This window comes from Sporolactobacillus sp. Y61, from assembly GCF_040529185.1.
Taxonomy (GTDB): domain Bacteria; phylum Bacillota; class Bacilli; order Bacillales; family Sporolactobacillaceae; genus Sporolactobacillus.
Genome location: NZ_CP159510.1, coordinates 40,660 through 55,251 on the forward strand (window position 1 = coordinate 40,660; position 14,592 = coordinate 55,251).

The following is a 14,592-nucleotide window of genomic DNA, read 5'->3' on the forward strand; positions in this document are numbered from 1 at the left end:
TGCCGCTTACTCATCCGTGTCCCTTCGTTTGATCATTACGGTTGTCCCTTTATCAATTTCAGAAGCCACATGCAAACTCAGTGACAGACGGTCGGTGACCTCTTTAACCAGAAAAAATCCTAATCCGGTCGCTTTTTTATCGCGCCGGCCATTGTAACCGGTAAAACCATGTTCGAACAGTCGTGGCAGATCTTCCGGTAAAATACCGATGCCTGTGTCCCTGATCTGAATGCTTTCCGAAGTCAGGCCGATACGGACACCACCCTTTTTCGTATACTTTACAGCATTACTGATGATTTGTTCCAGCGCAAAGGACAGCCACTTCTCATCAGTGGTCCAGGTTGCGTCACCATCGACCGTCACGCGGAGTCCTTTTTTAATAAACAAAGGGGCAAACTTGCGCACAGCTGCCTGGACGAGTGGTTTCAACGGCACCTTTGTAAAGCGGTAGTCCGTCTGCTCATGGTTCAAGCGCAGATAATGCAGCAGCATGTCCAGATAGTTCTCCAGCTGAAACGTCTGCTCTTTTAACTCATCTACGGTAAAATCGCCGGTCTGTCCCATCAGATCAAGGACAGAAAGCGGTACCTTCATCTGATGACTCCACATACGTACCACATCTGTTAAATCCGCATCAAAATGTCTGATCCCGGTCATCTTATGTTCGTAGTATTTTTTTTGTTCCTCGAGCAGCTTCAGCATATCTTTCTCGGCCTGAGACTGGGGTTTCAGATCGACCTGAGGCACGACCTGACGGAGCCGTCTGTGATGGCGGCGCTTGAAGCAGTAATAATCCCAGCTGCTGAAAACGATGAGCGCCGTCGTCCCAAAAAGGAGAGCCGACCAGAATGTCCGCATGGGCAGACCCCGCAGATAAAAGGTCAGGCACATCACGGTGACGATAAACAGAGCGGCATAGATATAGTGCTTTCGCTCACGCCAGTACATAGCCGACACCCGGACGGTTCCGATGTAGTCGAAGCCAATCACATGCAGCTTTTTCCGCATGCGGGCAATATTTACCTGCAGGGTATTGGCATCAATATACTCATCTGATTCCCAGAGTTTTGCGAGCAGGACGTCTTTTGCTACCGTTCGATTGGGCTGTTCGAAGAAGGTGCGAAGGAGTTTAGCTTCAGTAGGGGTCAGATCAACTTTATCCGACCCTTTTGTCAATTCGGTGCCTTCCAGGACGAAACCTTTAAAAGTCAGTTGTGCCTGAGAGAAGCTGTAGGTTCGCCGCAGCAGGGCATTAATTTTCGCCTTCAGCACATCGACCGAAAAAGGTTTGGTGATATAATCATCCGCACCCATGTTCATCGCCATCACCTGGTTCATCTCATCATCCGCCGAACTCAGGAAGATGATCGGTGTTGTTGCCCTTTTTCGAATCTCTGTCGTCCAATAAAAGCCATTAAAATAAGGCAAAGTAATATCCATCAAAATCAAATCAGGTGCCACTTCTTCGATTTCCTGACGTACGCTGCGAAAATTTCGAACGGAAACCAGCATGTATCCAGTCAGTGCCACAGTCAGCTGTTTCACGATCGCCGGGTCGTCTTCCACAATAAATACTTTTGTCATCAGTGAATCTCCCATTATGACAGGCTATATTCATTTTACTGATTTTTGCGATCAGGGACAAATGCAAAAAGGGCATCCCGAAACAGGATACCCTTACTGATCACCTTTCCACAATGCGATAATATGCCCGGCTCGTTTGTTTGTAGATCATGTAGTAAATCACGGCGACGACGGCGATCGTTCCGATACTTGTCAGCAGCAGTAAGCCGAAGCGTGTCGTGCCAAATAAGCTGATCAATTTTTGAATCATGATGAAGGCAAAGCCGAAATGGACAATCGCCACAGCAATGGGCAGGAAGAAGACGAGCAGCACCTGGGAGCGAATTGTCTTTTTTACTTCTTCGCCACTTAAACCGACTTCCTGCAGGATTTCAAAGCTGCGTTTATCCTGTTCCCCTTCAGAGATCTGTTTGTAGTAAATGATGAGCGCGGTGCCGAGAATGAAGGTGAAGCCTAAGACCAGGCCAATGAACAGGAACCCGCCGGCAAATGAAAGGAAAGCCTTGTGCGTCTCATCATAGGTTTGCAGGGATGGCGGCATACCGGCAAGCGTCTTTTCTTCACCGCGATCATCCGCTTCAATCTTTGATTCAGTATCGCCGGCATGTCTGATTGGATCGTCTCCATTCACCCGGTAATAGGACAAAGCGTTCTGGAGTTTCTTCGCATCATTGACCATCATATTGGCGCTGATTGTTGTATCGAAAGCAAGCGGATAATGATTACCCGCCGCTTTCGATGCAGCGTCGAGTACAGGCTGAATCTGCGCTTTCGACTGGACGATCAAAACCAGCCAGTTTGCTGTCGTCATGCTGTTTGATGGAAAATTTCGGATTTTGCTGATTTTGTCTTTGATTGCAAACGTGTGAGCCCCAAATGTCGCTTTATCTTCATTGAAACTGCCGACTACCGGGTAAGCGATGGCTTCATTGCCTTTTAAATAAACATTTTTACCGGTCAGCTGCTCATAAGTATCCGCGGTCATGAAGTTGACTTGCGTCAGGCTGGAAAATTTTTGCCTGTTCTCGAATTTTCCATCGTTCATTGAGCCCATCATGCCATTTGACATTTCATAAACGACAGGGTGCTTCAGTGTCATGCCATTTATTTCAGCCACCTGGTTGACCAGTTCACTGGCGCGCTGCTCGGTCGTGTTGACATTGATCACCGTATTGCGAACAAAATAGCCATCCATCACATTACTGATGCTGGAATACAGCCCGACCGTCGTCGCCAGGGTAACGAACGTCATCGTGACTAATATCGTCACATTGGCCAGACCAAGTGCATTTTGTTTCATCCGGTAAAGCATACTGGAGACCGTAATGAAGTGTTTCGGCTGATAGTAATAGGCTTTATTTTTCTTCTGCCGTTTGAGCAGCCAGATCGTAAAGCTCAGGTAAAACAGCAGCGTACCGAGGATGACAAACAGTACAGCAATAAAGAATTTCAATAACGCGTCGAGTGGAGACGTGACCGTTACGGCAAGGTAATAGCCAATCGCAAGTGATACGATGCCAAGCAGGGCGAGAATGCCGCGTGACTTCGGTTCTTTTTCTCCTTTGCTCGCATTTTTCAGCAAATCCAGGCTTGACTGGTGGTGGATGGAAAAAGTGCTGATTATGATTAAGAGCAGATAGATCCCTGCAAAAATGACGGTAACCACCCCAACGGCAAGTGGGCTCCACTGCAAGTCAAAATAACTTTCGCCAAGCAGGTGAATCAAAATAAGATAAAAAAATTTAGCAAGGATAATACCCAGAACGGTTCCTGCAACCACGGTCACGAGAAACATCATCAGCAGCTCCAGTAAGGAGATGCGGACAATCTGACTCTTTTTCAGACCAAGAATATGGTAGAGCCCGAACGCTTTCGTTCTCTGTTTCAATAAAAAACGATAACTGTAGATTAAAAAGATGGTGGCAAACAGGGCCAGAACGATCAGACCGAGGGCGAGCAGCATCGCTGCATTGGAGGCTCCCTGCAGCTTTTTCAAACTCGGACTAAACAAAATCGTTGCAATTAACATATTCATGATGAACATCACAACACTGGCCAGGCTGAAGGGAAGAAAATGGCTCATCGACTGACGGATGTTGCGGCTGGCTAATTTCAGGTAAAACAATTCAGTGCACCTCCGTCCCAAGCAGGTTGGTCATGGTCATGCTGATCTCCTGCATGAAAACGGCTGCTTTTCGACTGGCACGATAGAGCTGGTGAAAAATGCGGCCGTCCTTAATGAACAGCACGCGCTTTGCGTGACTGGCCGCGATCGCCGAGTGGGTCACCATCAGAATGGTCTGGCCCGTTTCATTGATATCTTCCAACAGTGAGAGCAGCCCCTCGCTGTTCTTGAAGTCGAGCGCTGCCGTCGGTTCATCGGCGAGGATAAGTTCCGGCTCGGTGATCAGGGCGCGCGCAATCGCCACGCGCTGCTTTTGACCGCCGGATAACTCGAAAGGCTGCTTGTTCAGCAGATCGGCGATGTGTAATTTGGGCGCCAGTTTTCCCAGACGCTGTTCCATCACGCGCACTTTTTGACGGCCAAGAACGAGTGGTAAGAAAATATTGTCACGCACGGACAGCGTATCAAGCAGATTAAAATCCTGGAAAATGAACCCCAAATGCGTACGGCGAAACTCCGCCAGCTGGTTTTCTTTAATTTTCGTCACATCCTGACCATTCAGGATGACCGACCCCGACGTTGGTTTCTCAAGTGTTGCCAATGTGTTCAGCAAGGTCGTTTTCCCTGAACCGCTTTCCCCCATAATGGCGATGTATTCGCCATCCTCGACACTGAAGGTAACGTCCTGCAGGGCAACGGTTTTTTCTTTACTGAATCGTGTCTGAAAAATTTTCTGCAAATGATTGGCTTGTAGCAACATCGTGCTCGCTCCTTGTCTGTAATTTCTCTGATGTATTCAGTATACAGGCTCTCGCGCGGGTCACGCTGACAGTTCCGGTGTAAATCCTTACAGATTTGTCAGACTTAAAAGCGCAAGCATGGCTGCGGTCTCTCGTCTGCAGGGCGGATCAGTCAAACTGCGTCTGCCAGTCTTTTTCTCTGTAAGCCCGAAAGCACATGCGGATCTGTTCTGCCGTGTTCTTTTCTTCAGACAAAGGGGGCAGTTCATCCAGGCCAAAGAATCGGCTTGCGATCGTTTCACAGTTCTCCCTGAACCTGCCGCCAATGATCGCACACTGAACAAAAATTTTGCAGACCCCATAGGCGTATACAGGGTAATTGTGGGCGTTTCGATCCTGGACAGCGATCACGCGCAGCGCTGCGACATCCAGTCCCGCCTCTTCCCTGACTTCTTTGACCGTGTTCGATCTGACCGACTGATCGACATCGACCCAGCCGCCGGGCAGTGACCAGGTGCCGGATCTTTCCTGGACAAGCAAAATCTTATGCTGTTCAAAGATGGCAGCACGGGTATCCAGTTTCGGTGTCTGATAACCCGTCTCACTGCAGAAAAGGTCTTTCACATGATCTTTGGAAATGCCCGTTTTCAGGCTCATCATTTCGGCAGCGATGTCTCTGATGCGTTCGAACCGTTCCCGATCGAACCGGTCTTTGGAATAGGCCAGTCCCGCCTGGCCCAGTGCCTGCAGTTCCATCGCCCAGCCAAGCCATGGCTGATGCGCCTGAATAGCTGCCCTCTGTGTCACGAGACTGAGCACATCTTCCGGCTGATTGAAATAACAGGTTGCTTTGATGTGCCGCGGTGAACGGCCGCCCCACAGGGCCAGTCCTCCGTCGACACCTGCGGCAGCAGCACATTGCATATCACTTGCGCTGTCTCCGATGTACAGAATCTCTTCTTTCTCAGCGCCGGACTCCCGCCGATACCGTTCCATCGGTTCCGGGTCCGGTTTGGGATGAACACAATCATCCGCACAAATCACGGTAGTGAAAAAGTGAGCCATTGAAGAAGGAAAAACCTGCCGGAACTCCTCCCTGGTCTGCGATGTGATCATCCCCAGTATGAAGTGCCTCTCTTTTAATGCTTCCAGCAGTTCCCGGACTCCGCCGAAGAGACGGATGGAAGAAGCATATTGGAAAAAGTACTCCCCCCACACGTGCATCGCCGGCTCAATATCGCCAATTCCCAGTTGTCTGAGCGTCTCTCTACCTGGCAGATGCATGGCGAATTTGAGGTCGGATAACGTGACGGTTCGCTGCTGCAAACGGCGGACGGTCTCCTGCAGAGAGTGCAGCGTTGCCTTTTCCGTATCGATCAGCGTGCCATCAATGTCGAATACAATCTGTCTGTACGTCATAAGTGCCTCCGTATACAGAAATTTGAACTCCTCCTCAAGTATAATCGAATTTCCGCTTCCATTTATCCATGACCGCCCGATTAAGGGATCTGGCTCAACAAATTTTCCGCCCTTCACAATTGACAAAAATGATGATATCTTATATAGTTCGTTACATAAGTAATTAACCATACAGGTGGTGAGCCAATGCGTGAACCCATGAATGATGGTCGTCCGATCTTCATCCAGATTGCGGAGCGGATCGAGAATGACATTCTTGACGGATCGCTGAAAGAATCAGCACAAGTCCCTTCCACGAATCAGTTTGCGGCTTATTACCAGATTAATCCGGCGACAGCTGCGAAAGGTGTCAATGTGCTCGTGCATGATGGTATTTTGTTCAAAAAAAGAGGAATTGGCATGTTTGTTGCCGAACATGCCCGTGAAAAACTGATGAAAAAACGCAGGAGAACATTTTTCAACGACTATGTGGTAACCCTGCTTCGCGAAGCAAAAAAATTAAACCTGTCAAAAGAAACACTGATTCGCATGATCAAAGACGAACACCAGTGAACGACTACAAGGAGGTTATTATGGCAACTGAAATTAACGTGAACCATGTTTCATTGCATTTAGGAAAGCAAACGGTTCTATCGGATGTTTCTTTTAAACTGAAAGGCGATAAGATCTATGGCCTGCTCGGGCGAAATGGTGCGGGAAAAACGTCACTCCTGTCGCTGCTTGCCTCTTTTCGTGAACCCACTGAAGGGACGATAACGATCAATGGGAAAACTCCCTTTGAAAATGAGCAGGTGATGAGTAAGGTCAGCTTCATCTATGCCAAAGATCTGAGTGCTGATACAGATACTGTAAAGGACGCGCTGGAATTTGCTGAACGCTATCGTCCAAACTGGGACAGTGAGTACGCCAAAAGGCTCGTCAGTCGGTACAAACTGCCCATGAAAAAGAAAATCACAGCACTATCCAGGGGAAAACAATCGGCACTTGGTATCGTGATCGGCCTTGCCGCCCGCACACCCATCACGATTTTCGATGAAGCGTATCTTGGCATGGATGCGCCGTCGCGGGCTATTTTCTACGAAGAGCTAATTAAAGATTACGCGGGGCACCCACGCTGCATCATTTTATCCAGCCATCTGATTTCCGAGGTGGCTACGATCCTGGAAGAAGTGGTGATCATCGACCATGGCCGGCTGCTTCTGCACGAGCCGGTCGACGCCCTGCTGTCCCGCGGGCTCAGTGTCACCGGACCGGCTGAACAGGTGGAACAGTTAACCGGCGGCTTGAACATTTTGAAGCAGCAGCAACTGGGATCAACCAAATCTGTCATGGTCTACGGAACGCCTGAGCCTGTGCAAATCGGGCAACTGAGAGACGCCGGTCTGGAACTCGGTCCAATCGGGCTTCAGGAATTATTTATCTATTTAACTGAAGAAAAGGAGAATGAAGCATGAGCGGTTTGCTGAATCGAACAGATCGGAAAGTAGCGGTTGATATTTTTATGCTGATGTCCGGATGGCTGATCTGGGCTTTGTCCATTTTCGTCGGTGTATTCGTTCTGAGCCAAATACTTCCCTGGATGGACATTGAGTTTAACTTTAACAGTCTGACGTATAACTTTTTTGATGGTGCGACACAAGCGGCAAAATATTTTATGCTGGTCACTGGGATTATTCTTGCATCCTATGTACCGGTAGCTTATGTGCGTCATGGGGTCACGAGAAAAAATGTATTCAAAGGCACTTTTTTCGGCATCACGGCCGTAGCTCTCTCATTGTCAATCGTTGTGCAAATCCTTTACAGCTTAGTGTCCCTGATCTTCGGTTCCGATGTCGGCGATACGAGCAGCTTGTCTCGGGTCTTTCACGGCCAGGTCCTGTTCCTGCTGCTGATCTTTCTCTTCTCCTGCGTGATTTATTTTACGATCGGATGGCTCATCAGTTTAGCCTTCTCTCGTTATGGATTCATTCCCGGCATGCTGTCGATCGCTTTGTCACTTGCTGTTATCATTGCATTCGAGTCCTTATGGAAAGCAACGATTCAACTACCATGGATACGCGAGGCACTGATGAACGGGATAAGATTACCACAATTGCCCATTTGGGCCGCACTGGCAGGCAGTCTTGTTCTATTTTCCCTGCTGCTTGCCCTGCTCCAATTGATGATGCGGCGCATGACTATTAAGCCGTAATAGATGGTTAAAGGCTGTGAAATACATGATGATGAACAGAGGAAGAATGAATGAATAGCCTCCTCTGTTTCCTGTTTACTCATCATTTTTCAAATGAGTCGTTACACCCGATATGAAAAAGGATGGGTATCAATCAGAGGAGTGATCAGATGGCTCAGTCATCTTGCAAATTTTATTGAACCATTCATCAAAAACCAGTGAAAAGAACGTCAATCCGATAAACACTCACCCACTGCGCAAGTTTTTCCGATTAAATAAAAAATGTTGATACAGCAGGATTTTTGAGTGCTTTTGTCGAATTGATATGCAGGGAGAAGTACATGATTTTTTGGCAATTTCGGAAAAAAACTTGCACATGGAGCCGGAGACGCCTCAGGGCTTCTTTGCGCTTTTTTAAGTTTTTCACAATAACCCTGCGGGGTTTTCGGACCCAAAACTGTCTGAAAATTGTCGAAAATCTGGATTGGTTCAGCAAACCCTATGTAACTGGTTCTATACTTTAGTGGAATTGCCCCGATTTCATTTTTTAATCCCCCACCGGATATGCTTCGATGCCGAACGAAAGGAGTCACAATATGAATACGATAGCTGTTATAGATGATGACGTATACATAGGCAACATGCTTGAAGAAGTATTGAAAAAGGAAGGTTACGCTGTATTTCACGCCTATTCGGGAACAGAAGCAGTCTATTTGCTTTCTGAAAAGCATCCTGATTTGATCTTACTCGACTTGATGCTCCCTGGTCTTTCAGGTGAAGAAGTATTGCCACGCATCAAAGGCATACCGGTCATTGTGATAAGCGCCAAAGTAGATGTACAGGACAAGGTGAGCCTCCTTCTTGGAGGCGCGGCGGATTATGTCACAAAACCGTTTGACACAAAAGAGCTTCTTGCACGAATTGCTGTTCAGCTTCGTAAAGTTCCAGCGGCGAATGAACGATCTTTTTTGAAATTTCTTGATCTTGAACTGGACATCGCTACTCGCAGGCTCACGGCAAACGGTACAGATATTCACCTTACAAGGACGGAATATGCCATCCTGAAACTGTTAATGCAGAATCCAAATCAAGTGATTACAAAATCCACTATGCTGGATAAAATTAGCAGAGAAACACCTGACTGTATGGAAAGCTCTCTCAAGGTTCACATCAGTAATCTACGCAAAAAACTGCGGGAGGCCAGTGGTAAGGACTATATTGAAGCGGTCTGGGGAATTGGTTTCAAAATGCGTGAAGCATAGATCTTTACTGTTTCTTTACGGTTTTCTTTACCGGCAGATTAACTATTTTGTTTTATGCTGTTGGTATCGAAAACGAGGAGGCTGGATTATGGAATATGTTTTGCAAACTAATGCGCTACAAAAACGGTATGGAAACTTCAAGGCATTAAATGGCCTTACCATGCATGTGCCAAAGGGGTCAATCTACGGTTTTGTGGGCAAAAACGGTGCGGGAAAGACGACGCTGATCCGTACGATCTGTGGATTGCAGGAGCCGACAGCAGGCGAATATACTCTGTATGGAACCCAAAACACTCAGAAAGAAATCACAAAATCCAGGCGGAGAATGGGCGCAATAGTGGAAACTCCTTCTATTTATCTGGATATGACCGCTAAAGAAAATCTCAAAGCACAGTACCGCATTTTGGGGCTTCCGTCGTTTGAGGGTATTCCGGAACTGCTTGCCTTAGTAGGTCTTGCACACACTGGGAACAAAAAGGCAAGAAACTTTTCTCTCGGTATGCGGCAGCGGCTTGGAATTGCAGTGGCGCTCTCCGGTGATCCGGATTTTCTGATTTTAGACGAACCGATCAACGGTCTTGATCCACAGGGCATTATTGAAATACGAGAGTTAATCTTGAAACTGAATCGTGAACGGCAGATCACAGTCCTGATTTCCAGTCATATTCTGGATGAGCTTTCCAGGCTCGTCACTCATTATGGATTTATCGAAAATGGACGCATGGTCAAAGAACTAAGTAGCGGGGAGCTGGAGGCTGCCTGCCGGAAGTGTATGCGGTTAAAAGTAACAAAGCTCGGAGTTCTTACACATGTGCTGGATACCATGGATCTGGAATACAACATTTTTTCCGACAGCGAAACTGATATTTACGGCGAGGTCAATATCACTGAGTTAGTGCTTGCACTTGCAAAAGAGCATTGCGAAATTCTTTCTCTGCATGATCACGATGAGAGTCTCGAAAGCTACTATATCGGTTTGTCAGGAGGAGGAGCCCATGAATAAGCTGATATCTGTGGGTTTTATGCGTCTTTGGCGGGACAAACCATTCTGGATTGCCTGTGCATTTATGATTTTATACGGTGCTGTAATTTCCTTGAGAACAGATACAAATGCGCCACTTGAGGCCATCTTTTTTGCCTTTGCCGTTGTGATTGGCATTCCGAGTGCTGCTTTTTGCAGCCTGTTCATGGGGACGGAATACAGCGATGGGACGCTTCGGAATAAAATCATTGTCGGACATACCAGGGCGACTGTCTATTTTTCCAGTTTGATTGTAAATTTCGCTGCCTGCCTTCTAATTGCCCTTTCTTACGTGCTGGCTGTCCTTGTCGCAGGCTGCCCAAGACTGGGTTTTTTTCAGTTCGGAATGAAACACATGGTTCTCTACTCATTTGCGGCAGTTATGATGATTTTTGCTTTTGCTTCGATCTACACGATTATAGGAATGCTTCTCACAAATAAGGCGACTTCAGCCGTTGTCTGTATCCTGCTTTTCCTTGCGTTGTTTGCACCTTCAATTACAATTCAGTCAAGGCTGTCTGAGCCGGAATACTACAAAAGTTCTGTTGATGTTAGTCATACCGGGGAGATGCAGTCAAAGAAGCCGAATCCCAATTATCTTGCTGGTATGAAGCGAGAAATGTACCGCTTTCTCTATAATTTGATTCTTCCTTGTCAGGGCATGCAGATTACCATACAATCATCGAAAGAGATCGTGCAGTTGCCACTTTTTTCTACAGGAACGATCATTATTTCTTCCGGATTGGGTGTATTCCTGTTCCGGAAAAAAGACTTAAAGTAAAGGAAAAAACAAAATGCTTTGGTTATGGACGTTATCAGGTTCTGCTCTAATCACTATATTCTTTCTGCTTGTAAAAATATATTTGTTACGAAAGTCTGCAGATGAAATCCGAAAAGCGTTTAAGCAGCGTCTCTACAGTGATACCAACACGCTGATCGATATTTCCAGCCGTGATCGGAAGATGCGAAAGCTGGCAGCGAAAATCAATCGTTCACTGCGGGATCTCCGTTTAGAACATTTGCGGTTTCAGCAGGGCGACCAGGAGTTGAAGGAAGCTGTCACAAATATTTCTCACGATCTGCGTACTCCGCTTACAGCCATCTGCGGCTATTTAGATTTGTTGCAGCAAGAAGAGAACAGTGAGAACACGACGCGGTATCTCTCCGTGATCGTGAAACGCACGGAAGACATGAAGCAGCTGACTGAGGAATTGTTCCGATATTCTGTCATTCTGTCCAACTCGGATGAGAAACATGAAATCGTAGATATGGGCAGTGTGCTGGAAGAAAGTCTTGTTTCTTATTATGGGGCAATGCAGCAGAGAGAGATTACACCGACGGTTCAGATGCCGAAACATAGAGTGAAACGGCTGTTGAGCCATTTTGACATTTCGCGGGTTTTTGCAAATATTATTGGAAACGCATTAAAATACAGCGATGGAGATTTTTCGGTATCCATGGAGGAAAATGGGAAAATTGTTTTTTCCAACACAGCCAGGGAATTGACACCAGTCATGGTCGGCAGACTCTTCGACCGATTTTATACAGTCGAAACCGGCAGAAATGCAACAGGGCTGGGACTGTCTATCGCAAAGCGTCTGACCGAGCAGATGGGAGGAACTATTTCAGCGGAGTATCAGGAGGGTAGACTGATCATTTGTATCATTTTTTCAGAGGACATCACGGGTGTTAATTAAACTTGATTTTGAAGAAAAGCTTGGCTCAGCCTGGCCTCTGGCGCTGGCTGAGCCTTAGTTGTTCTTACACCACCTTTCACAGAAATTTGCATACTTTCTATATTAATCCAGCAATCTTTCAACTTCCGATTTGCACCATAAGTTAAGTAAAGCAGCTTATGTTTACGATTGCCTGTTGCATGGCTGTACTCCCGGCTCACGAAACAGATCTTTCCCGTGCAGGGAAAGTGTTCAATCTGCTCGTTCTGAGCTTCTGAACGCCTGTACATTCATTATAACGAGGACTGGGTTTTTTAATGATGATCTCTGGTGCTTTCGAATTACTGTATAATGTTAGATAAGCGCATTCAGGAGGCTGACAATAAACGATGAAATCACTTGAGATCATACTTGCAGATATTACCACTGTCCATGCCGATGCCATTGTCAATGCGGCCAATACCACCTTACTGGGCGGGGGCGGTGTGGATGGTGCGATTCACCGGGCTGCCGGTCCTCAGCTGCTCGAAGCCTGCCGGGCGCTGCACGGGTGCCGGACAGGAGAGGCTAAAATCACGAAAGGGTATCGGCTGCCTGCGCGTTATGTCATTCACACCCCCGGTCCGATCTGGCATGGCGGGCATAAGGGGGAAGCGAAACTTCTGGAAAGCAACTACCGAAACAGTCTTGAGCTGGCGGAGAGCCATCAATGTCGTACGGTCGCTTTTCCCTCGATCAGCACAGGTGTCTATCATTTTCCGCTCGAACAGGCAGCCACGATTGCTGTCCGAACCATCCGCACTTTTCTGACACACTCACAGTACGTTGAACGTGTCCTGATGGTCTGTTTTGATGAAGAAACAAAAGCGGCTTACGATCAGGCGCAGGCTTCTCAATAACGGGGGGAGATCTATTGAAATTTGTCCTGCTGTTCGGCCCTCAGGCCGTAGGAAAAATGACAGTCGGTCAGGAACTTGCGAAAAAGACCGGTCTGAAATTGTTCCACAACCATATGACGATTGATCTGCTTGTCCCGCTGTTTGGGTTTACTCCTGAAATGTGGCAGTTGTGCCACCTGTTCCGTAAAGAAATCTTCAGGTCGGTAGCAAAAAGCAACCTGTACGGGATCATATTCACCACGGTGTGGGCCTTCAATCAGCAGGAAGACTGGGATCATGTGGAAACCATCTGCCGGATCTTCAGGGAAACCGGCGGAGAGATCTATTTTGTGGAACTGGAAGCTGACGTTAAAGAGAGACTGAGGCGTAACCGGACACCGAACCGGCTGAATCACAAACCAACGAAACGCAATATCAGCCAGTCCGAACAGGATCTGCTCGATTCACTGAAAAGGTATCGTCTGAACTCACATGACGGAGAAATCCGGGAGAAAAATTATCTACGGATCAATACGATGCATCTCAGTCCGGAAAAAGCAGCGCAAATTATTCAGCAACAATTCGATTTGTGATAAAAAGGCCCGGGCTGACGTCCGGGCCTTTTTCATTCACTATCACTGCACAGAAGGATGGTTACTGATTTACGTCTTTTACATATTTGTCCACATCTTTAAGAAATGCATCGACGGCTTCTTCTTTTGTTGCCCACGAAGTCACGAGCCTTACGGATGACTGATCCTCATCAATCTTTGACCAGATGTAAAAAGCGTAGTTTTTCCGCAGCTCATCAATGAGTGCATTGGGAAAGATGGGGAAAATCTGGTTCGACGGGGACTGCGTCAGGAAGCTGAATCCGGCTTTTTCAATGCCGCTGCACAGTTTTTCGGCCATATGGTTGGCATGTGCGGCAAGGTCAAAATACAGGCTGTCACGAAACAGTTCCAGAAACTGAATACCGATCAGCCTGCCTTTGGCGAGCATCGCCCCCTTCTGCTTGATCATATAGCGGAAGTCTTCTTTTAAGTCGGGATTGACGATCACGAGTGCTTCGCCAAGCAGTGCCCCGTTTTTCGTCCCGCCAATATAGAAGGCGTCGGTCAGCTGCGGCAGATCACTCAGCTGCAGATCGTTTCCCTTCGCAGTGAGGGCGGAACCGAGACGCGCTCCATCCAGATAAAGGAGCAGATGATGGGCAGTGCAGAAATCGTGCAGCGCTTCGAGTTCCTTTTTCTTATAAATGGCGCCCACTTCCGTTGTGTCGGAGATATAGACGAGTTTTGGCTTCACCATATGCTCATCTTCATGGATTTCCAGAACTTCCCTGATATCCGCAGGGGTCAGCTTCCCGCCATCATCTGACGGAGCGATCACAACTTTATGACCGGTTGCTTCAATCGCTCCTGTCTCATGAACATTAATATGACCGCTTTTCGCTGCAATGGCTGCTTCATGCGGACGGAGAAAGGCGGATATCGCCGTTAAATTGACCTGGGTCCCTCCAGTCAGGAAATGAATCGCTGCGTCGTCCCGGCCGAGCCGCTTCTTCAGCTGACTGATCGCCTGCTGCGAGTAAACATCCTCCCCGTAGCCTTCGCTCTGTTCCAGATTCGTTGCGGTTAATGCTTCGAGAATGCTTGGATGTGCGCCTTCACTATAATCATTTTTGAAACTGTACATGCCCTTCCTCCATCTCAGC

General features: G+C 47.4%; 14 protein-coding genes. 9 read left to right on the forward strand and 5 right to left on the reverse strand.

Annotation, left to right across the window (positions count from 1 at the left end):
• Positions 1–6 precede the first annotated feature (6 nt).
• From ABNN70_RS00230 to ABNN70_RS00245, 4 genes are all read right to left on the reverse strand, one after another.
• On the reverse strand, positions 7–1,584 hold the full coding sequence (locus ABNN70_RS00230; RefSeq protein WP_353948347.1) for a response regulator: 1,578 nt from the start codon (positions 1,582–1,584) through the stop codon (positions 7–9).
• Positions 1,585–1,684: 100 nt separating this feature from the next.
• Positions 1,685–3,709 carry an FtsX-like permease family protein gene (locus ABNN70_RS00235; protein ID WP_129929486.1) on the reverse strand — a complete coding sequence of 675 codons (2,025 nt, stop codon included), beginning with the start codon at positions 3,707–3,709 and terminating at the stop codon, positions 1,685–1,687.
• 1 nt (position 3,710) lies between these two features.
• A complete protein-coding gene (locus ABNN70_RS00240; protein WP_353948348.1) occupies positions 3,711–4,469 on the reverse strand; it encodes an ABC transporter ATP-binding protein in 759 nt (252 codons plus the stop codon).
• Between the two features lie 148 nt (positions 4,470–4,617).
• On the reverse strand, positions 4,618–5,985 hold the full coding sequence (locus ABNN70_RS00245) for an NUDIX hydrolase N-terminal domain-containing protein (RefSeq protein WP_353949461.1): 1,368 nt from the start codon (positions 5,983–5,985) through the stop codon (positions 4,618–4,620).
• Positions 5,986–6,054: 69 nt separating this feature from the next.
• On the opposite strand from ABNN70_RS00245, the gene ABNN70_RS00250 reads away from it, so the two are divergent.
• The 9 genes from ABNN70_RS00250 to ABNN70_RS00290 all read left to right on the forward strand — a co-directional run bounded on the left by ABNN70_RS00250 (position 6,055) and on the right by ABNN70_RS00290 (position 13,468).
• Positions 6,055–6,420 (forward strand): GntR family transcriptional regulator, encoded by a 366-nt coding sequence (locus tag ABNN70_RS00250; protein WP_129929488.1) that lies wholly within the window; start codon positions 6,055–6,057, stop codon positions 6,418–6,420.
• 20 nt (positions 6,421–6,440) lie between these two features.
• Positions 6,441–7,322: an ABC transporter ATP-binding protein gene (locus tag ABNN70_RS00255; protein WP_129929489.1), complete on the forward strand. Its 882-nt coding sequence runs from the start codon at positions 6,441–6,443 to the stop codon at positions 7,320–7,322.
• Positions 7,319–8,059, forward strand: a complete 741-nt coding sequence (locus ABNN70_RS00260; protein WP_353948349.1) for a hypothetical protein — start codon at positions 7,319–7,321, stop codon at positions 8,057–8,059. Before ABNN70_RS00255 ends, ABNN70_RS00260 begins: the two co-directional genes overlap by 4 nt.
• A gap of 575 nt (positions 8,060–8,634) precedes the next feature.
• On the forward strand, positions 8,635–9,300 hold the full coding sequence (locus ABNN70_RS00265) for a response regulator transcription factor (protein ID WP_353948350.1): 666 nt from the start codon (positions 8,635–8,637) through the stop codon (positions 9,298–9,300).
• 88 nt (positions 9,301–9,388) lie between these two features.
• Complete coding sequence (locus ABNN70_RS00270) at positions 9,389–10,303, forward strand: ATP-binding cassette domain-containing protein (RefSeq protein ID WP_129929492.1); 915 nt, start codon at positions 9,389–9,391, stop codon at positions 10,301–10,303.
• Positions 10,296–11,102 carry an ABC transporter permease subunit gene (locus tag ABNN70_RS00275; protein WP_353948351.1) on the forward strand — a complete coding sequence of 269 codons (807 nt, stop codon included), beginning with the start codon at positions 10,296–10,298 and terminating at the stop codon, positions 11,100–11,102. Before ABNN70_RS00270 ends, ABNN70_RS00275 begins: the two co-directional genes overlap by 8 nt.
• A gap of 13 nt (positions 11,103–11,115) precedes the next feature.
• On the forward strand, positions 11,116–12,018 hold the full coding sequence (locus ABNN70_RS00280) for a HAMP domain-containing sensor histidine kinase (protein ID WP_353948352.1): 903 nt from the start codon (positions 11,116–11,118) through the stop codon (positions 12,016–12,018).
• 368 nt (positions 12,019–12,386) lie between these two features.
• Positions 12,387–12,896, forward strand: a complete 510-nt coding sequence (locus tag ABNN70_RS00285) for an O-acetyl-ADP-ribose deacetylase (protein ID WP_129929495.1) — start codon at positions 12,387–12,389, stop codon at positions 12,894–12,896.
• 14 nt (positions 12,897–12,910) lie between these two features.
• Positions 12,911–13,468 carry an AAA family ATPase gene (locus tag ABNN70_RS00290; protein ID WP_129929496.1) on the forward strand — a complete coding sequence of 186 codons (558 nt, stop codon included), beginning with the start codon at positions 12,911–12,913 and terminating at the stop codon, positions 13,466–13,468.
• A 61-nt stretch (positions 13,469–13,529) separates the two neighbouring features.
• On the opposite strand, the gene ABNN70_RS00295 is transcribed toward ABNN70_RS00290, so the two are convergent.
• Entirely contained in the window at positions 13,530–14,573 is a 1,044-nt protein-coding gene (locus ABNN70_RS00295; RefSeq protein ID WP_353948353.1) for a low specificity L-threonine aldolase, read from the reverse strand.
• Positions 14,574–14,592: the final 19 nt, after the last annotated feature.